Source organism: Streptomyces bungoensis (genome assembly GCF_001514215.1).
GTDB lineage: Bacteria > Actinomycetota > Actinomycetes > Streptomycetales > Streptomycetaceae > Streptomyces > Streptomyces bungoensis.
In genome coordinates, this window is sequence record NZ_KQ948852.1 from 151,156 (window position 1) to 169,327 (window position 18,172).

17 protein-coding genes are annotated in these 18,172 nt (G+C 74.6%); 9 read left to right on the top strand and 8 right to left on the bottom strand.

Annotated features, from left to right (window positions below):
* Window positions 1-85: 85 nt before the first annotated feature.
* On the top strand, window positions 86-382 hold the full coding sequence (locus tag AQJ66_RS04940) for a hypothetical protein (protein WP_061917109.1): 297 nt from the start codon (window positions 86-88) through the stop codon (window positions 380-382).
* Window positions 383-398: 16 nt separating this feature from the next.
* On the opposite strand, the gene AQJ66_RS04945 is transcribed toward AQJ66_RS04940, so the two are convergent.
* Together AQJ66_RS04945 and AQJ66_RS04950 are read right to left on the bottom strand one after the other, a co-directional pair.
* Window positions 399-1,502, bottom strand: a complete 1,104-nt coding sequence (locus AQJ66_RS04945; protein WP_061917113.1) for a baeRF2 domain-containing protein — start codon at window positions 1,500-1,502, stop codon at window positions 399-401.
* A 5-nt stretch (window positions 1,503-1,507) separates the two neighbouring features.
* Entirely contained in the window at window positions 1,508-2,308 is an 801-nt protein-coding gene (locus tag AQJ66_RS04950) for a ribosome hibernation promotion factor (protein ID WP_061917116.1), read from the bottom strand.
* Between the two features lie 388 nt (window positions 2,309-2,696).
* On the opposite strand from AQJ66_RS04950, the gene ftsH reads away from it, so the two are divergent.
* The gene (ftsH, locus tag AQJ66_RS04955; protein WP_061918271.1) at window positions 2,697-4,649 is read left to right on the top strand and encodes an ATP-dependent zinc metalloprotease FtsH; all 1,953 of its coding nucleotides are present in this window, start codon (window positions 2,697-2,699) and stop codon (window positions 4,647-4,649) included.
* Window positions 4,650-5,203: 554 nt separating this feature from the next.
* On the opposite strand, the gene AQJ66_RS04960 is transcribed toward ftsH, so the two are convergent.
* Window positions 5,204-6,073: a universal stress protein gene (locus AQJ66_RS04960; RefSeq protein ID WP_061917119.1), complete on the bottom strand. Its 870-nt coding sequence runs from the start codon at window positions 6,071-6,073 to the stop codon at window positions 5,204-5,206.
* 231 nt (window positions 6,074-6,304) lie between these two features.
* Here AQJ66_RS04960 and AQJ66_RS04965 point away from each other — a divergent pair, with 231 nt between their 5' ends.
* The gene (locus AQJ66_RS04965; protein ID WP_061917122.1) at window positions 6,305-6,583 is read left to right on the top strand and encodes a DUF1876 domain-containing protein; all 279 of its coding nucleotides are present in this window, start codon (window positions 6,305-6,307) and stop codon (window positions 6,581-6,583) included.
* A 27-nt stretch (window positions 6,584-6,610) separates the two neighbouring features.
* Here the strand turns inward: AQJ66_RS04965 and AQJ66_RS04970 are convergent, their stop codons facing one another.
* On the bottom strand, window positions 6,611-7,294 hold the full coding sequence (locus tag AQJ66_RS04970) for a CBS domain-containing protein (RefSeq protein ID WP_208611286.1): 684 nt from the start codon (window positions 7,292-7,294) through the stop codon (window positions 6,611-6,613).
* Between the two features lie 314 nt (window positions 7,295-7,608).
* Between AQJ66_RS04970 and AQJ66_RS04975 the strand changes: the two genes are divergently transcribed.
* From AQJ66_RS04975 to AQJ66_RS04990, 4 genes are all read left to right on the top strand, one after another.
* Window positions 7,609-9,099 (top strand): AAA family ATPase, encoded by a 1,491-nt coding sequence (locus AQJ66_RS04975; protein ID WP_061917125.1) that lies wholly within the window; start codon window positions 7,609-7,611, stop codon window positions 9,097-9,099.
* Between the two features lie 172 nt (window positions 9,100-9,271).
* On the top strand, window positions 9,272-10,264 hold the full coding sequence (gene dhaK / locus AQJ66_RS04980) for a dihydroxyacetone kinase subunit DhaK (RefSeq protein WP_061917128.1): 993 nt from the start codon (window positions 9,272-9,274) through the stop codon (window positions 10,262-10,264).
* 41 nt (window positions 10,265-10,305) lie between these two features.
* The gene (dhaL, locus tag AQJ66_RS04985) at window positions 10,306-10,917 is read left to right on the top strand and encodes a dihydroxyacetone kinase subunit DhaL (protein WP_061917131.1); all 612 of its coding nucleotides are present in this window, start codon (window positions 10,306-10,308) and stop codon (window positions 10,915-10,917) included.
* Entirely contained in the window at window positions 10,910-11,320 is a 411-nt protein-coding gene (locus tag AQJ66_RS04990) for a PTS sugar transporter subunit IIA domain-containing protein (RefSeq protein WP_061917134.1), read from the top strand. The genes dhaL and AQJ66_RS04990 overlap by 8 nt, the downstream gene beginning before the upstream one ends.
* A 30-nt stretch (window positions 11,321-11,350) precedes the next feature.
* Here the strand turns inward: AQJ66_RS04990 and AQJ66_RS04995 are convergent, their stop codons facing one another.
* Window positions 11,351-12,061, bottom strand: a complete 711-nt coding sequence (locus AQJ66_RS04995) for a glycoside hydrolase family 75 protein (RefSeq protein WP_061917137.1) — start codon at window positions 12,059-12,061, stop codon at window positions 11,351-11,353.
* A gap of 417 nt (window positions 12,062-12,478) precedes the next feature.
* Between AQJ66_RS04995 and AQJ66_RS05000 the strand changes: the two genes are divergently transcribed.
* A complete protein-coding gene (locus AQJ66_RS05000) occupies window positions 12,479-13,462 on the top strand; it encodes a fibronectin type III domain-containing protein (RefSeq protein ID WP_061917140.1) in 984 nt (327 codons plus the stop codon).
* Between the two features lie 944 nt (window positions 13,463-14,406).
* A complete protein-coding gene (locus AQJ66_RS05005; protein WP_061917142.1) occupies window positions 14,407-14,946 on the top strand; it encodes a hypothetical protein in 540 nt (179 codons plus the stop codon).
* A 41-nt stretch (window positions 14,947-14,987) separates the two neighbouring features.
* Here AQJ66_RS05005 and AQJ66_RS05010 read toward each other — a convergent pair whose 3' ends face one another.
* The 3 genes from AQJ66_RS05010 to AQJ66_RS05020 form a co-directional block, all read right to left on the bottom strand.
* On the bottom strand, window positions 14,988-15,575 hold the full coding sequence (locus tag AQJ66_RS05010) for a PadR family transcriptional regulator (protein ID WP_061917145.1): 588 nt from the start codon (window positions 15,573-15,575) through the stop codon (window positions 14,988-14,990).
* Between the two features lie 31 nt (window positions 15,576-15,606).
* Window positions 15,607-17,622 carry an NADPH-dependent 2,4-dienoyl-CoA reductase gene (locus AQJ66_RS05015; RefSeq protein ID WP_061917148.1) on the bottom strand — a complete coding sequence of 672 codons (2,016 nt, stop codon included), beginning with the start codon at window positions 17,620-17,622 and terminating at the stop codon, window positions 15,607-15,609.
* Between the two features lie 176 nt (window positions 17,623-17,798).
* On the bottom strand, window positions 17,799-18,170 hold the full coding sequence (locus tag AQJ66_RS05020) for a hypothetical protein (protein WP_061917150.1): 372 nt from the start codon (window positions 18,168-18,170) through the stop codon (window positions 17,799-17,801).
* Window positions 18,171-18,172: the final 2 nt, after the last annotated feature.

The following is an 18,172-nucleotide window of genomic DNA, read 5'->3' on the forward strand; positions in this document are numbered from 1 at the left end:
CCCGGCCGGCGGGCCGGTCGGCACAGGCCGCGCGCGGGCGGGGCGGTCACCATGAAGGCCAGTACCGCAAGGAAGGCGGAGAGCCATGGTCCGCACATGTTGGACGACGACCGGAGTGTTCACGGGCCGGGGAGGCGCCCGTACCGACGAGGGGGGCACGCTCACCGGGGACCTGACGGTGCGCACCACCTGGGGCGGCCGGCAGGCCGAGGTGGCCGTCCAGTACAGCGGCACCTCCGAGTGGTTCACGCTGACCGGCAGCCCGGTGCCCTGCGACTCCCGGCAGGACAGCCGGAACCTGCACCAGGAGGTGGTGGAGGCCGTGCGGGCCGGCGGCGGCGCCACCGTCCCGCGGCACGACCGGCTCGGGGCACGCCGGTGAACGCCGGAAAGGCCCGTCAGGCGGGGAGCGTGGGCTCGGTGTAGCGCAGCAGCACGCCCACGCCCTCGCTCAGCCACAGCTCCCGCTCGGGCACCACCACCAGTTCGGCCCTCGTGCCGACGAGGGCGCGCGCCAGCGCGGCGTCGGCCCGCTCCTCGCGGACCTCCCGTACGCCGTAGGAGCGCAGCTCCTGTGCGGCCAGGGCCGTCTGGCCGGGCTCCGGGCCGACCCACAGGCGGAACGGCGACTCCGGGTGGTCGTTGAGGAAGAGGGCCTTCACCCGGCCCCGCTGCAGCGCCGACACGGCGGCGGCGAGGCCTTCCCCGGACGCCCCGCCACGGGCCCGCTCGGCGAGGAACACGTCCAGCAGGGCCCGGTCGCGGGCGGCCATGCGCCCGGTGAAGAATCCCTCCAGCGGCCGCTCCAGCAGGGCCCGTCCCCGCTGTGACTCACCGGCGCCCTCCACGGTGACGACCCGTCCGCGCAGCGCGGCCGGCAGCCGGTGGACGAGGATGCCGCGGGCCCAGACGTCGCCCGCGACGACCACCGTCTCGACGTCGATGCGCCGCGCGTGCCCCTCCAGCTCGCGGCCGATCTCCCCGGCGGCGCGCGCCCAGTCGGTCACCGGGACCTCCTGGTCCACGCGGTGGCCGGGCGTGACCCTGGTGAGCGGCCAGGTGCCCGCCTCGGCCTCGATCCGCACGGTGCCGGTGGCGTCGGTGGAGTGCCGGCCGCCGTAGTGCACGTGCACCGCCAGGTAGGGGATCCCGGGCGCGTGCTGGACGATCAGGGGCATGGTGTCCGGCAGCGTGCCGAAGTGCGCGGTGTCCCGCGCGGGCGGGGCGGGCAGTTCGTCGAGCAGGGCGAGGCGCCCGTGCGCGGTGAACACGGCCTGGCCGTGCGCGCCGGGCACGTCCGTGTCGCTGCCCACGGTGCCCGCCACGGCGGAGAGGGAGTCCGGGTCCGCTCCCTCGGACGCCAGGGCGTCCCGCAGCCTCCGCCAGCGCAGCCGTACGGCGGCGTCGGGGTCGTCGACGGCGGCGTCGCGGGACGTGTCCAGGTAGACGGACGCGAAGGGGCCGGGCTGCTTGTACAGCGGTTCGAGGAACGAGAGGCGCATGGCCGCTACTCGACGGGGGAGATCAGGCCGTAGTGGCCGTCGTAGCGGTGGTAGAGGACGTTGCCGCGCCCGGTGGCGTCGTCGGCGAAGAACACGAACGGGAAGCCCCCCAGTTCCAGCCGCTGCCTGGCATCGGCCACGTTCATCCGGGGAGCGGGCAGGTCGCTGACGGTGAGCGGCACGGCCACGGGGCCGTCCACGTGGGGGTGCGGGTGCACCTGGGCGAGGCGGTAGCCCGTGGGCCCGGACCGGTAGAGCACGCTGTCCTCACCGGTGCCGATGTCGGTGAAGAGGTGGAAGTCGTAGTCCATCGCCTCCAGTTCGAGGGCCGCCTCGTCGGGGGTCTCCCGGGCCAGCGAGAACGACTTGTGCCGGACGACCTGCCGCTCCTCCTCCGGGCGCGGGAAGTAGCCGGGGCGGTGGGCGGGCTCGTCACCGTGGCGCCACTCGTGCGGGCCGGGCGCCGGCGTCCTGCCGCGGCGGGCCTCCCAGTGCTGCTCCAGGCGTCCCAGCCGTCCGGCGAGCCGGTCCTGCAGCAGGTCGACGGCCTCGGTCATGGTCGTGGCGGCGACGTGGGCGCGGGCCGGGCGCCCGTTGACGTCCAGGTTGGCCTGGGCGATCGCCGGCCGCTGCATGGCGGGGTTGGCCATCCGGGTCAGCCGGACGCGGGCGTACAGAACGGGCTCCCGGGTCCGGCCGGTGAGCGCCCGTACCTTCTCCTGCGCGTACTCGGCGGCTCCGGGCGGCATCTCCCCCTGGGTCTCGACCTGGATCTCGGGAGCCTGCTGCGGTGCCGATCGCTTCATGGCAGCCTCCTTGCGCCGTGTGTGCCCCTTTCCACCCTCGCGCTCTTCGGGCCCGGACGCACGGCCGGCGCCGGCCGCGCGGGCTCGGGGGCCCCGGCCGGGTCGTCGGTGACTCCCAGGCGTCCCATGAACGCCGATTCGCTGCGCGCCAGTACGAGCCGCAGTTGTTCCCTGAAGGCCGCGTAGGGCACATCCGTCCCCGGCCGTCGAGCTGCCACGCGTGGAACAACGAGACGTGCCGGGCGGCCGGTGTCCGCTGGATGGGCGGATCAGCGGCCGCGGAACCACGTCGTGGGACGCATCAGGGCCGTTCGACCCCTGCCGCCCGGGAAGCGCCGGACCGACGCTGGTAGACGGGGTGCCGTGCCGAACGAAGGGCGTGGAACCGTTGATCACACGAATCCGGATGCCGCACCGGCATCTGACGCCGCCCGCCAAGCCCGGGCCGCCGCGCGAACCGCCCAAGCCGCCCGCCGGGCAGCCCCAGCCGGTCGGCGGGCGGTGGCTGTTCTGGTGGATCCTGGCGACGCTCGTGATCGTCCTGCTGCTCTCGCGCGCCCGCTCCGGGCCCCGTTCGGAAGCGCTGTCCTACAGCGACTTCCAGGGCAAGGTCGGCGCCAGCCAGGTGCAGACCGTCGACGTCAACGACAAGGGGGCGGTGGACGGCACGCTCAAGGACGGCACGAAGTTCACCACGCAGATTCCCACCGCCCTGGGCACCGGGGCCCAGCTCCAGCAGCAGCTCACGTCGCACCACGTGCAGATCAAGGCGAGCCAGAGCAGCGGCGGCGGCTCGGCATGGCTGTCCGTCGTCTTCGCCTTCCTGCCGTTCCTGCTGCTGGTCGGCTTCTTCGTGTGGATGGGGCGCCGGGCGGCAGGGTCGATGGGCGGCGGGCTGAGCGCCATCGGACGGTCCCGCGCGAAGATCATCGAGGCGGAGCGGCCCACGACCCGTTTCGACGACATCGCCGGCTACGACGGCGTCAAGCAGGAGATCAGCGAGGTCGTCGACTTCCTGCGCAATCCCGGTCGGTACACCGCCGCCGGCGCAAAGGGACCCCGCGGCGTGGTCATGGTGGGACCGCCCGGAACGGGCAAGACGCTGTTCGCGCGCGCGGTCGCCGGCGAGGCGGACGTGCCGTTCCTGTCGGTGACCGGCTCGGCGTTCGTGGAGATGTTCGTCGGCGTCGGCGCCTCCCGGGTGCGCGACCTGTTCGGCGAGGCCCGCAAGCGCGCCCCGTCGATCGTGTTCATCGACGAGATCGACGCGCTCGGCTCGCGCCGGTCCGGCGGGCCCCGGCTCGGCGGCAACGACGAGCGCGAGCAGACCCTCAACCAGCTGCTGTCCGAGATGGACGGCTTCGACCAGTCCAGCGGCATCGTCGTCCTCGCCGCCACCAACCGGCCCGACGCCCTCGACCCCGCCCTGCTGCGCCCCGGGCGATTCGACCGGCAGGTCACCGTGCCGCTGCCCAACCAGGCCGAACGTGCCGCGATCCTGACCGTCCACGCCCGTGACAAGATCCTCGATCCGGACGTCGACCTGGATGCCGTGGCACGCGCCACGCCGGGCTTCTCCGGCGCGGACCTCGCCAACCTGGTCAACGAGGGCGCCATCAACGCCGTACGCGGCGACCGGACCCGGATCGAGCGGCACGACCTGGACGCCGCCCGCGACCGGGTGCTGCTGGGGCGGCGGGACTCCTCCAACGCGCTGCTGCCCGAGGAGCGCCGGTCGGTGGCCGTGCACGAATCCGGCCACGCCCTGGTGGCGGCGCTGTGCGAGCACGCGGACCCGGTGGCCAAGGTCACCATCCTGCCGGCCGGCGTCACCCTCGGCGTGACCGAGCAGCTCCCCGAGGCCGAGCGCCACCTGTACAGCGAGAGCTACATGAACGACCTGCTGGCGGTGCGCCTGGGCGGGCGCGCCGCCGAGCTCGTGTCCTTCGGCGAGGGGTCGACGGGTGCCGCCAACGATCTCGCCGGGGCCACCCAGATCGCCACCCGCATGGTCCGCGAGTTCGGCCTGTCCCGGGAACTCGGCCCGATCGGCTACGCCTCCCCCCACCAGGTTTTCCTCGGCGAGGTCACCGACGAGCCCGGCAGGCCGCCGTACTCGGAGCAGACGCAGCGCATCGTCGACGAGGAGGTCACCCGCCTGCTGCGCCAGGCCGAACAGCGCGCCATCTCGCTGCTGCGCGCCCACCGTCCCGCCCTGGAGCGCCTGGCCGGGCAGCTCGTCACCCACGAGACCGTCGACGGCTCCGCCGTCCTCGACGTCCTGCGCCGGGAACGCAGCAAGGCGGACGGAAAGGGCGACGGCCACACCGTCAGCGCCTGACCCCCAAGCCCGGCCGCACTCCCCCGCTCACTCGGGCGGGACGACGACGGCCTGTGCGACCGGGCCGGGGCAGCGGCGTGCCCTCGCCGTCGCACCCTGGACCGCCCGACCGGGCGGCCGATCGCCCACGACGGTTGGCGGCAGCTCCGCCGTCCTCGACGTCACGTCGCAAGCGGCTGACCTCGCCCGGTCCTGATCCCCCGCTCGCTCGTGCGGGACGACGACGGCCTGTGCGACCGGGCCGGGGCAGCGGCGTGCCCTCGCCGTCGCACCCTGGACCGCCCGACCGGGCGGCTGACCGCCCACGACCGTCGGCGGCCTCGTCGTCGTCGACGTCACGCCGTCACCCGGCCGACCCCGCCCGGTCCCGCCGGGTCCCGCTCGCTCGTGCGGGACGACGGCGGCCTCGGCGACCGGGCCCGGAGGGCGGCGGCGGCATCCTGCTGCTGCGCGCCCGTCGCTTCGTGCTGGACCGCATGGCGGCTCGGCCGACCGCGCATGGCCGTCGGCGGCTCCGCCGTCCTGGACGTCAGCCGTCACCGCCCGGCCCCCGCTCACTCGTGCGGCACGACCGCGACCGGGCAGAGCGCGTGGTGGATCGCGGCCTGCGCGACCGGGCCGAGGCGGGGCGCCAGGCCGGGGCGGTGCCGGCGGCGTCCCAGGACCAGCAGTGTGGCGCCTCGGGCGGCCTGCACGACCGCTTTGGCGGGGCTTTCGAGACGGACGGCGGTGGCCACCTCCACCCGCGGGTACTTCTCCCGCCAGGGACGCAGCACCCTGCTCAGCCCCTCGTGCGCGTCGCGCGTCATCTCGTCGGTGACGTCGTGGTCCACGCCCCACGGCACCCGGGCGTGCAGCGGCACGCTCCGCCCGTACACGGCCATGAGGGTGGCGCCCCTGGCCGCGGCGGTGTGGAACGCGAAGTCGAGCAGGTCGTCGCAGGAGCCGTGCAGTTTGAGGGCCACGACCACGCGCCCCGGGGCCGCCCGGGGCGGTCCGGCCTCCCCGGGCGCGGCCCGGACCAGCACCACCGGCCGCTCGGCCCGCGCCACCACGGGCATGCTGACGTCACCCAGGAAGTAGCTCTCCGCGGGTTCGATCCCCCGGGAGCCGAGGACGATCATCTCCGACTCCGCGGCCGCCTGGAGCAGCGCGTGCTGGGCGTCGTCGGCCACCAGGTCACCGACGACGGTCAGGCCCGGATGTCGCGCCCGCAGTTCCGCCTCCGCGGTGCGGACGAGACGCTTCGCCCAGTAGTTCTGATCGGCCTCAGCGGGCGCCCGGACCGGTTCCGGCGCGAGCAGCGGCCACGCGTGCAGCAGGTGGAGGGGAAGGCCCCGGTGCTCGGCCTCGTCCGCGGCCCAGCGGGCGGCGGCCAGGCTCTCGGGCGAGCCGTCCAGGCCCGCGATGACGACTGGTGGCATGGCGGCGGCCTCCGTCTCGTGCGAACCGGGACATGGACGCGGGACATGGACGACGGTGGGTGCTCCCCCTCGATGATCGCCCCGATGCCCTCCCCGCCGCACGCGGAGGAGGCGCCGGCGCCGCTCGGGACCGGAAGCCGCCCACGAAGGGACCTTCGGCCCTGTGGCCGGGGACCGCCGTCGTCCGACGGTTGTCTCGTCCCCGAGGTGTCGCCGGTGAGGAGGAGAACGATGCCGCACACGGCCGAATGGAAGGTTCGTCTTCATCTGTTCGAGGACGACGAGGGCACGACGAAGGCGCACGTGGTGCTGGACACCGGTACCACGGCACTCACCGCCCGCGGCAGCGCGCACCGCCATCCGGCGGACGCGGACGTGCCGGAGATCGGCGACGAACTGGCGGCGGGCCGGGCCATGATCGATCTCGCGCACCAGCTGCTGCAGACGGCGGAACGCGACATCGAGGGCGTGGCCGCGCCGCGGCCGGGCATGCCGCGCACGACGGCGTGAGCCGGCCGCCGGGCCGGGGAGCCGGCTTCACGGGGCTTCGAGCCCACCCGGGCCGGCGGCCGTGCCGCTGAGCCGCGTCTCGACGCCGACCACGCCCTCCACGGCGCGGACGAGGCGCTCGGCGACCCAGATGAGCGAGGTGTCGTGCACCGGTCCGCGCAGCGTGACGACTCCGTCCCGCACGGACACGCGGACGGCGTGGGCGAGCGCCGGGAACAGGTAGGCCACCACCGTGCGGCGGACCTCCTCCTCGATGTCCTCGTCCGGCCGCAGGAACACCTTCAGCAGGTCGCCCCGGCTGACCACGCCCCGCAGCCGGCCGTCGGCGCCGACCACGGGCAGCCGTTTGACGCGGTGCACCGCCATGATCCGGGCCGCCCGCGCCAGCGTGTCGTCGCCGCGGACCGTGGCCGCGGGCGTGGTCATCAGTTCCCCGGCCGTCAGCGCCCGGGCCCGGGCCAGGTCGGCCCGGCGACGGATCCGCTCCGGGCGGGTGAGGCGGGTGGGGTCGCGGCCCCGGAACTCCTCCTTGGGCAGCAGGTCGGCCTCGGAGACCACACCGGCGACCCGCCCGTCGCTCTCCACGACGGGCAGGGCACTCACCCGGTGCCGCGCCATGGCCCGCGCGATCTCCTTGAACCGGGTGCCGCGCCCGACGGTCACCGCGGGCTCGGTCATCACATCGCTCACGATGTGCGCGGCGTCAGGCATGTCCCGGTCCTCGAAGGGCGAGCCGGCGTGCTCGTCTCGGCTGTATGGCCCCCAGCATCGCCGTAACCCGGCTCGGCGCAACCCGGCCCGGCGCAACTCTGAGATGCCTGCGCGGGAGCTGGGGACGGCGGTGAGGGAGGAGAAGCACAGAGGGGCGGGCGCTCGGCTCGGTAAGCCACCACCTCCTTCGATTCTCGCGGCGCCTCATCCCGAACCTGAGCGTCCCCTCCGGTCCGGCGCCTCGTCGCGTGTCGCGGGGCCGGGCGTCCGGCGTTGTACTGGAAGCGCAAGCACCGCCGAACGAGGGGAACGCCGTGCCGTCGTCCGCAACCCCCCTCCCGGGCAAGCCGCCGCGAGTCTTCGACCGGGACACCGAGTGGCAGGCGCTCATCGCCTTCGCCTGCGACGACCGCGGCGAAGCCCGGCTCGGCGTGGTCGGCGGGCGGCTCCGGCAGGGCAAGTCCTACCTGCTGGAGGCAGTCACCGGCGCCCTGGGCGGCTTCTACTTCACGGCCCGGCAAGGGACCCAGACCGAGTCGCTGAGCCACCTCGCCGGCGATTTCGCCCGGTACACCCACGCGTCCCGCCCGCCTCACTGGCACGGCTGGGAGGACGCCGTCGACGATCTGCTGGCCCTCGGGGACCGGCGTCCGGTGCCCGTCGTCATCGACGAGTTCCCCGACCTGGTCCGGGAGAGCCCCGCCCTGCCCTCGCTCCTGCACAGCGCCTACCGGCGCCACGACGGCGGCCGGCCGGGACGGGCGCGCCTCCTGCTGAGCGGCAGCTCCCTGCCGCTGATGCACCGGCTGTTCGGCGCGGCGTCCCCGCTGCACGAACTGAGCGACCTGCACCTCGCCGTCCACCCGTTCGACCATCGGCGGGCCGCGCGGTTCTGGGGCATCGACGACCCCGTCCTCGCGCTGCTCGTCCACGCCGTCGTCGGTGGAACCCCCGCGTACCGGCACGAGTTCGTCCGGGACGACGTGCCCGAGAAGCGGGAGGACTTCGACGCCTGGGTGTGCAGGACCGTCCTCGATCCCGGCACGCCCCTGTTCCGCGAGGCCTACCACCTGCTGCGGGAGGAGATCGACCACAAGGACCGCGCGCTGTGCCACTCCGCCCTCGCCGCCGTCGCCACGGGCTGCTCGACGCAGGGCCAGGTCGCGGACTGCCTCGGGGCTCCCCTGACCGACACCGCGCGCTGTCTGGGGCTGCTGCGGGAGCACGGCCTGCTGCACGGTGAGGCGGACGCCTTCCGGCCCGGCCTCGTCAGGCTGCGCGTCGCCGAGCCGCTGCTGGCCTTCGAGCACGCGGTGGTACGGCCGCACCGGTCGGCCCTGGCCCGGCGGGACCCGGCCGCGGTCTGGAAGCTCGCCCGCCCGGACTTCGACTCCCTGGTGGCGCGGTCCCACTTCGCCCAGGTCTGCCGCGACTGGGTCCTGAGCTTCGCCGGACCGGACGTCTTCGGCGCCCGTCCCACGTCGGCGACCCACGGCTCCCTGCCCGGCCCGGCGGACCCCGGGGGCGCGGAGTTCACCGCGGACGTGGTCGTACGCGGCCACGGAGGAGCCCGCGACGGGTCGCTGCTGTCGGTGGGCCTGGCCCGGTGGGACGAGGTCATGGACCTCGGCCACCTGGAACGCCTGCGCGGCCTCCTCGCGGCCCTCGCCGACCGCGGCGAGGACGTCACCCGCGCCCGGCCCGCCTGCTACAGCGGCGCCGGCTTCGGGCCCGCCCTGCGCGCCGCCGCGGCCGAGGGACACGTGGTGCTCGTGGACCTGGACCGGCTGTACGGCCTGGGCTAGGGATCCGCTCACCTGCCGTACTCGCAGCCCTCGGTCGGGGCCGCCGGATTGTCCGGACGGCCCGTCGCGGGACGGCTTTTACGGGATTCGGCGGCGCACATGACCTTCCCCGGTGCAAGGTCGATACTGAGGAGCGAGGCCACGGCTCCCTCCACCTTCCTAGGAGACAGGCATGAAGATGCTGATCAACGTCCCGGAGACCGTCGTCGCGGACGCGCTGCGGGGTATGGCGGCCGCTCATCCGGAGCTGACGGTGGACGTGGAGAACCGGGTGATCGTCCGACGCGACGCTCCCGTGGCCGGGCAGGTCGCGCTCGTCTCGGGCGGCGGGTCGGGCCACGAGCCGCTGCACGGCGGCTTCGTGGGGCCGGGCATGCTCTCCGCGGCCTGTCCGGGAGAGGTGTTCACCTCCCCGGTGCCGGACCAGATGGCGCGGGCCGCGGCCGCCGTGGACAGCGGGGCCGGGGTGCTGTTCGTGGTGAAGAACTACACCGGAGACGTGCTCAACTTCGACATGGCCGCCGAACTCGCCGAGGACGAGGGCATCCAGGTCGCCAAGGTGCTGGTCAACGACGACGTGGCCGTCACCGACAGCCTGTACACGGCCGGGCGGCGCGGCACCGGCGCCACCCTGTTCGTGGAGAAGATCGCGGGTGCCGCCGCGGCCGAGGGACAGCCGCTGGAGCGGGTGGAGTCCATCGGGCGGCAGGTGAACGAGAACGCGCGCAGCTTCGGTGTCGCCCTGACCGCGGTCACGACGCCCGCCAAGGGCAGCCCCACCTTCGACCTGCCGCCGGGCGAACTGGAGCTGGGCATCGGCATCCACGGTGAACCGGGCCGCGAGCGGCGGGCGATGATGACCTCCGGGGAGATCGCCGACTTCGCGGTGCACGCCATCCTGGAGGACATGCCCCCGCGCAACCCCGTGCTCGTCCTGGTGAACGGCATGGGCGCCACCCCGCTGCTGGAGCTGTACGGCTTCAACGCCGAGGTGCAGCGGGTGCTCGCCGAGCGGGGCGTGTCGGTCGCCCGCACCCTGGTCGGCAACTACGTCACCTCCCTCGACATGGCGGGCGCCTCGGTCACGCTGTGCCAGGTCGACGAGGAGCTGCTGCGACTGTGGGACGCCCCGGTGAAGACCCCGGCGCTGCGCTGGGGTATGTGACACGGCGCAAGGTCGACACCCCTACCACGCAAGGAGACCCAGTGCTCGACGCCGATTTCTTCCGCCGCTGGATGACGGCGACCGCCGCGTCCGTCAACCGGGAGGCGCAGCGGCTCACCGCCCTCGACGCGGCCATCGGGGACGCCGACCACGGCAGCAATCTGCAGCGCGGGTTCACGGCCGTGCTGGCGGGCCTGGAGAAGGAGGCACCGGACACCCCGGGGGCGGTGCTGACCCTGGCCGGACGCCGGCTGATCTCGACGGTCGGCGGGGCGTCCGGGCCGCTGTACGGCACCCTGCTGCGCCGGGCGGGCAAGGCGCTCGGGGACGGCGCCGAGGTCAGTGAGGAGCAGCTGGCGCAGGCGCTCAGGGCGGGCGTGGACGGGGTGATGGCGCTCGGTGGCGCCGCACTGGGTGACAAGACCATGATCGACGCGCTGAGCCCGGCCGTGGACGCGCTCGCCGACGGCTTCCCCGCGGCGCGGTCGGCCGCCGAGGAGGGCGCCGTCGCCACCGTCCCGCTGCAGGCGCGCAAGGGCCGGGCCAGCTATCTCGGTGAGCGCAGCATCGGTCACCAGGATCCGGGGGCCACGTCCTCGGCGTTGCTGATCGCGGCACTGGAGGAAGCGGCGGCGGGGGCGTCCGGTGAGTGAGGAGAAGCGGGTCGGCATCGTGCTCGTGTCGCACAGCGCGGAGGTCGCGGCGTCCGTCGCCGCCATGGCGAAGGGACTGGCGGGCGGCGCCGAGGCGGTGCCCGTCGCTCCCGCGGGCGGCACGGAGGGCGGCGGGGTCGGGACCAGCGCGGAGCTGGTCGCCGCGGCGGCCGCCTCGGTGGACCGGGGGGCCGGGGTCGCGCTGATCACCGATCTGGGCAGCGCGGTGCTCACCGTGAAGGCGCTCCTCGCGGAAGGCGACGAGCTGCCCGAGGGCTCTCGGCTGGTGGACGCGCCGTTCGTGGAGGGTGCGGTGGCCGCGGTGGTGACGGCGGCCACCGGTGCGGACCTCGACGCGGTGGAGGCGGCGGCCACGGAGGCGTACGGCTACCGCAAGACGTGAGCGCCCGCGGGGCACGGGGCCCGGCCGCGCTCACCCCCCGTGGGCGAAGAGCCGGGCCAGTCGCTCCCCCGCCGCCTTCGTGGCCCGGCGGTCCTCCATGCGGGTGACCCGCGCGTCCTTGAAGACGATGTACGTGACGTCCTCGTCGGCGCCGCCGCGCAGCGGGTCCGGGTGGATGCCGAGGCCCTTGGCGGTGGCGTAGGAGGCCTCGCCGATGAGGTCGCGGGGGCCGGTGTCGCCTACGACCGCGAACTGCACCCGGCCCCGGTAGATCACGGCGGCGACGGAGCCGCCCCCGATGCCCGACGCCCGGTGGTCCCAGATGCGGCTCGGGGCCGGCAGCACGATGTAGGGCAGCGACTGGGCGTTCAGGTAGCGGCCGCCGGACTCCTGGTAGGCGGTGGCGGCGGAGAAGTACGGGTCGGTGCGGCGGTTGCAGCGTCCGGTGGGCCGTCCGTCGCAGTCGACGTCGAGGTCGGCCTTCCAGTAGACCGCCGTGCGGGTGCCGCAGACCGGGACGCGCGCGGGGGCGCCGTCGTCGGTGCGGTAGCGGCCCCTGGACACCCGGGTGCAGGTGTGCAGCCGGTCCAGCAGGGCGGCGGCGGTGACGGCCGAAGGCGCCTCGACGTTCTCGCTGCGTGCCGCCGGCCGGTCCTGGGGTGGTTCGGCGGCGGCGGGGAGCGTCGTCGGGGCGAGCAGGGCGGCACCGGCCGCGGCCAGCGTCAGCGACGGGACACGCACTCTGAGGGACCCTCTCATAGGGAACATTCCGGACACCATGCACAATTCGCTGCCGGTGGGCGAGCACATCACCCCGATTGAGGCCGGATGGAGCAGCGTCCTGACGCTTCCGGCACCCCTGACGCCTCTGACGCCTCCGACGCTTCGTGAGGCGGTGGCGGGGGCCGGGGATCCGGGCCGGCGTCGGCCCGGATCCGCCGGCCGCCCGCGTCGGCGCGGGTCCGGCGACGACAGCGTTTTCCGCGCCCGTCGGTGCGTGAACTTCCCTGATTCCAAGGGTGGTTCAGCCGCGGAGAGCTCTCAGCATACGTAACTCCCCGGGAGGCGCACCAACACGGCCCTCTTGCTGCGGCCGCCCCACCCGCGCCATATTGGTCCGGACCTTTCCCGCGTCTCCGTCCCCAGGGGAGGCACAGCGTGCGGGGCATCCCCTTTCCGGCCGTGCGGGCCTGCGCGGCCGTGCTGCTGGTCGCGGGCTGCGGCTGGAGCGGTACGGCCGAGGGCGACGGCGGCCGGGCGCCCGGCGCGCCGACGGGCGTCATGGCGGCGGCCGGGAGCGCGGACAGCGTGCACGTGATGTGGAACGCGGTCCCGGACGCCACCGGGATCGGCGCCTACGAGGTGTATCGCGGCGCCACCAAGGTCACCGAAGTTCCGGGTGCGCAGCACATGGTGGACGTCACCAGGCTCAGGCCGTCCACCGTGTACGTCTTCACCGTGCGGGCCCGGGACACCGAAGGGCGCCTCGGGCCGCCGAGCCGGCGGGTGCGGGCGCGGACGCCCGCGCTGGTGGCGGCGGACCGCTCGGCGCCGACCCGCCCGTCGCGGCCGGGCGGGCGGGTGGCCGGCAGCCGGGCCGTGCGGCTGTCCTGGGGCGCCTCCCGGGACGACCGGAGCGTGGTGTCGTACGACGTCTGCCAGGGCGGCGTGAAGATCCACAGCGTGGGCGGGCGTCGGACCGCGGCCGTGGTCACCGGGCTGCGGCCCGGCACCCGGTACGTCTTCACCGTGCGGGCTCGGGACGCCGCCGGCAACCTGTCGCCCGCGAGCGCGCCGGTCCGGCTCACCACGCCGGGCACGGACGACGGCCGCGACACCGCCCCGACCGGCTTCACCGCCGCCACGCACCGCTCCGGCGGGGCGTACTACATCGACCTGTCCTGGGACCCGCCGGCCGTCGACGGGATCGTCACCGAGTACCGGATCCAACTCGACGACGCCACGGCCACCTCCCTGGTGTGGGGCGCCGACCCGCCGCCCGGCCGGGCCCACTACAGCTTCTACGCCGGGACGGACGCCGGCACCGCACACCGCGTACGCCTGCGGGCCCGCCTGCCGGACGGCACGTGGGGCGGATTCTCGGCGGAGCGGACGGTGACCATGACGGCGGGCGACGGCTGAGCCGCGAAGGCGCGTACGCCCGTTCGGCGGACGAGGCTGAGCCGGCCGGCCGGCGCCCCGGGCCCGAGCGATGGCCGCGCCGGACGGCCCGGGTGGCGCGAAGCGCCAGGCGGACCTGCCGACAGGAAGGACTACCCACGCCGGCGGAACGCCCGGTTCGCCGCGTACGGCGACAGCACCCGGACAACAGCCCGGCGCGCGGGGCGCGGTGTCACCCGGCTGGGTGCGGCAGACGGGCGGGGTCCGGACGGAGCGGCCGGGACTACCGAACGGCCCGATCAGCCGCGCACGGACGCCCGGCTGGCGCGTACGACGACCGCAGGCAACGGCCCGGCGCGGAGGGCGCGGTGTTACCCGACCGGGTGCGCGGACCGGCTCAGCCCGGACGGAGCGGCCCGGCCACACGGACGGCCCGATCAGCCGCGCACGGACGCCCGGCTGGCGCGTACGACGACCGCAGGCGACAGCCCGGCGCGGAGGGCGCGGTGTTACCCGACCGGGGCCAGAGACGAGCTCAACCCGAACGGAGCGGCCCGGCCACACGGACGGCCCGATCAGCCGCGCACGGACGCCCGGCTGGCGCGTACGACGACCACAGGCAACAGCCCGGCACGCAGGGCCCGGTGTCACCCGACCGGGTGCGCGGACCGGCTCAGCCCGGACGGAGCGGCCAGGACACGCGGACGGCCGGAATCACCCACGGGCGGAGCACCGGCCCGCGCACGGCTCCGTCCGCAGGGGCGGCGCCGTGGACGAACGCCCTGTGCAGCGCGAACGGCGACGGCAACGGCCCGGCGCGCGGGGCGCGGTGTCACCCGACCGGGTGCGGTCCAGGTGCGTGCCGGGTCCGGGCCGCGTTTGCTGCCGTTGAGGCAGCACGGACGTTTCCCGACCCTCGGCGGCGCATGGGACGTACCGCCAACCGTGCCGCCGGAGGCCAGCCAATGCGTAACTCCCGACTCCTCCTCCGCTCCGGCCTGACCCTGGCGGCCGCCGCCACGCTCCCGGCGGCACTCGCCGGGTCCTCGGCGGCGGTCTCCGGGATCTCGGTGAGCACCACCGGATCCACGGTCTCGGTCGTCACCAGCGCCTGCACCCAGAACAACGGCGCCTGGGGCAACGCCTCACTCCTCAGCAGCCGCCAGGCGAACTTCGCCCAGGGCCGGCAGGTGGCCCTCTCGGGCACCACCGTCAGCCAGTCCGCCGCCTGGTCCGGCATCAGCCCGGGTACCTACACGGTCATCGTGATCTGCTCCAACGGCGTGACCGCCGGCACCCAGTCCGTCATCGTCTCCCGGCCGTCCGCGCCCACCATCTCCTCGACCTCGACGCCCGCACCCTCGCGGGGCGTGATGGGCGGCATCGGCGGCGCGGCCCGCGACTACGGCCCGCTCACCCTGGGCATCGGCGCCGCCCTGGTGACCTCCGCCGTCGTCGCCACGGCCTGGTTCCTGCGCCGCCGCTCGAAGCCGTACCGGTTCTGAGCGGGCCACGGGCCGGCCCGCCGCCCGGCCACCGGCGCCGCTCAGCCGGACGTGTCCGGCGCCGGTTCCCGCGGCTGCGCTTCCGGTGCCGCGCCCGGGAGTTCGGCGAACTCCTCCAGGGCGTGGGTCAGCCACCGGGTCCAGAAGGTCTCCAGGTCGATGCCGGCGCGCAGGACCAGGTGGCGCAGCCGGTCCTGCGGGGCGTCCCGGCCCGGCGGGAAGTCGCGCCGCTCGATCTCCTCGTACTCGCTCAACTGCCGCCGGTGCAGCTCGAGATGGCGGCGCAGGTCGGCCTCGAGGCCCTCGGTGCCGACCACCGCGGCGGCCCGCAGCCGCAGCAGCAGCACGTCCCGCTGCGGCTTGGGGTCCTGGGCGGCGGCGGTCCAGCGGGCCAGTTCGGCGCGGCCCGCGGGCAGCACCTCGTAGCGCTTCTTCTGCCCGCGGGCCGGCTGCTCGGCCGGCAGGGCGCGGATGTGGCCCTCGCCCTCCAGCCTCCCCAGCTCGCGGTAGATCTGCTGGTGCGTCGCGGACCAGAAGTAGCCGATCGACTTGTCGAAGCGGCGGGTCAGCTCCAGGCCCGACGACGGCTTCTCCAGCAGGGCGGTGAGGATGGCGTGCGGGAGGGACATGGACTCATCCTAGGGACGTGCCTGCCGGCTCCTACAGGGCCGCCGCCAGCTCGGTGCCCTGCTTGATGGCCCGCTTGGCGTCCAGCTCGGCCGCGACGTCGGCGCCGCCGATCAGGTGCGCGTTCCGGCCGGCCGCGACGAGCTCGTCGTACAGGTCGCGGCGCGGCTCCTGACCGGTGCAGAGCACCACGGTGTCGACCTCCAGGACCGTGCTCTGCTCACCGACGGTGACGTGCAGGCCGGCGTCGTCGATCCGGTCGTAGCGCACGCCCGGGACCATGGTGACCCCGCGGTGCTTCAGCTCGGTGCGGTGGATCCAGCCGGTGGTCTTGCCGAGTCCGGCGCCGACCTTGGAGGTCTTGCGCTGCAGCAGGTGGACCGTGCGCGGCGGCGCGGGCCGCTCGGGGGCGGTGAGGCCGCCCGGCGCGGTGTAGTCCGTGTCGACGCCCCAGTGGCGGAAGTACGTCGCCGGGTCCTCGCTCGCCTTGTCGCCGGCGTCGGTGAGGTACGCGGCGACGTCGAAGCCGATGCCGCCGGCGCCGAGGACGGCGACGCGGTCGCCGACGGGCGCGCCGCCCCGCAGGACGTCGAGGTAGCCGAGGACGCGGGGGTGGTCGGTGCCGGGGATGTCCGGGGTGCGCGGGGTGACGCCGGTGGCGACGACGACCTCGTCGTAGCCGTCGAGGTCGCCGCTGGTGACCCAGGTGTTCAGGCGTACGTCGACGCCGTGCGCGTCGAGCTGGTGGCGGAAGTAGCGCAGCGTCTCGTCGAACTCCTGCTTGCCGGGCACCTTGCGGGCGACGTTCAGCTGGCCGCCGACCTCGGCCGCGGCGTCGAACAGCGTGACGGCGTGGCCGCGTTCGGCGGCGGTGACGGCGCAGGCGAGCCCGGCCGGGCCGGCGCCGACGACCGCGACCCGCTTGCGCAGCCGGGTCGGGGAGAGCACCAGTTCGGTCTCGTGGCAGGCGCGCGGGTTGACCAGGCAGGAGGTGATCTTCCCGCTGAACGTGTGGTCGAGGCAGGCCTGGTTGCAGCCGATGCAGGTGTTGATGGCCTCCGGGGTGCCGGCGGCGGCCTTGGCGACGAAGTCGGGGTCGGCGAGCATGGGGCGGGCCATGGAGACCATGTCGGCGTGGCCGCCGGCGAGGAGCTCCTCGGCCAGCTCGGGGGTGTTGATGCGGTTGGTGGTCACCAGCGGCACGGACACCTCGCCCATGAGCTTCCTGGTGACCCAGGTGTAGGCGCCGCGCGGCACGGAGGTGGCGATGGTGGGGATGCGGGCCTCGTGCCAGCCGATGCCGGTGTTGATGATCGTGGCGCCGGCGGCCTCGACGGCCTTGGCGAGGGTGACGACCTCCTCCAGCGTGGAGCCGCCGGGGACGAGGTCCAGCATGGAGAGCCGGTAGATGATGATGAAGTCCGTGCCGACGGCCTCGCGGACGCGCCGGACGATCTCGAGCGGGAAGCGCGTCCGGTTCTCGTAGGAGCCGCCCCAGCGGTCCTCGCGGCGGTTGGTCTGCGCAGCGATGAACTCGTTGATGAGGTAGCCCTCGGAGCCCATGATCTCCACGCCGTCGTACCCGGCGCGCTGGGCGAGGCGGGCGGCGCGCGCGTAGTCGTCGATGGTCCGCTCGACGTCGGCGTCGGTCATCTCGCGCGGCGCGAAGGGGCTGATCGGCGCCTGGAGCGGGCTCGGGGCGACGAGGTCCTGGTGGTAGGCGTACCGGCCGAAGTGCAGGATCTGCATCGCGATCCGGCCGCCCTCGCGGTGCACGGCCTCGGTGACGGTCCGGTGCCGCTCGGCCTCCGCCTCCGTGGTGAGCTTGGCGCCGCCCTCGTACGGCCGCCCCTCCTCGTTGGGGGCGATGCCGCCGGTGACGATGAGGCCCACTCCGCCACGGGCGCGGGCTGCGTAGAAGGCGGCCATCCGCTCGAACCCGCGCTCGGCCTCCTCCAGTCCGACGTGCATGGATCCCATCAGCACGCGGTTGGGCAGCGTGGTGAATCCCAGGTCGAGCGGGGACATCAGGTGCGGGTAACGGCTCATCGGGCCCTCCGTGCAGGGTGCGGTCGCCTCTTGTTCTAGAGGACGCGCACCCCGTTATGCAACTAGTTGCACAACCGTCCGCACGTGAATCCGGCCACTCCGTGACGTACGCAGGCCCGCGGACGCGCGACGCCCCGGCCGGCGGTGGGCCGGCCGGGGCGTCGCGGAACCGACGGTCAGCGGCTCTCCAGGCGCAGGTGCAGATCTCGTTCCTGGTCGCCGGAGGCCGAGGTCTCGTGGACGGTGAACATCGAGTCCAGGGTGGTGCGGAACCGGTCGACGGCCCAGTAGCCGCCCTGGACGTCGGCGTCGACGGGGGCGTCGAGGTGGACCGGCGGGCAGCCCCCCTCGTGGGCGTCCGTCACGTCGTAGGTGCCGAGCCACACCATCGGACGGGTCTCGTGGAGCTGCTGCGGGACCTCTTCGGACCCCCGGTCGGTCCCGAAGCAGCGAGCGAGCGCTTCGAAGACTAGCCGGGCGTCCTCCTTGGAGTAGCCGCTGATCTCCACCGAGACGGTCTCCGGGTGCGACCCCTCCGTGCTCTGCATGA

Coding starts and splice junctions, on each gene's coding strand:
- AQJ66_RS04940 (WP_061917109.1), top strand. CDS start 86: ATGGTCCGCACATGTTGGACGACGACCGGAGTGTTCACGGGCCGGGGA.
- AQJ66_RS04945 (WP_061917113.1), bottom strand. CDS start 1,502: ATGCGCCTCTCGTTCCTCGAACCGCTGTACAAGCAGCCCGGCCCCTTC.
- AQJ66_RS04950 (WP_061917116.1), bottom strand. CDS start 2,308: ATGAAGCGATCGGCACCGCAGCAGGCTCCCGAGATCCAGGTCGAGACC.
- AQJ66_RS04960 (WP_061917119.1), bottom strand. CDS start 6,073: ATGCCACCAGTCGTCATCGCGGGCCTGGACGGCTCGCCCGAGAGCCTG.
- AQJ66_RS04965 (WP_061917122.1), top strand. CDS start 6,305: ATGCCGCACACGGCCGAATGGAAGGTTCGTCTTCATCTGTTCGAGGAC.
- AQJ66_RS04970 (WP_208611286.1), bottom strand. CDS start 7,294: ATGCCTGACGCCGCGCACATCGTGAGCGATGTGATGACCGAGCCCGCG.
- dhaK (WP_061917128.1), top strand. CDS start 9,272: ATGAAGATGCTGATCAACGTCCCGGAGACCGTCGTCGCGGACGCGCTG.
- AQJ66_RS05005 (WP_061917142.1), top strand. CDS start 14,407: ATGCGTAACTCCCGACTCCTCCTCCGCTCCGGCCTGACCCTGGCGGCC.
- AQJ66_RS05010 (WP_061917145.1), bottom strand. CDS start 15,575: ATGTCCCTCCCGCACGCCATCCTCACCGCCCTGCTGGAGAAGCCGTCG.
- AQJ66_RS05015 (WP_061917148.1), bottom strand. CDS start 17,622: ATGAGCCGTTACCCGCACCTGATGTCCCCGCTCGACCTGGGATTCACC.
- AQJ66_RS05020 (WP_061917150.1), bottom strand. CDS start 18,170: ATGCAGAGCACGGAGGGGTCGCACCCGGAGACCGTCTCGGTGGAGATC.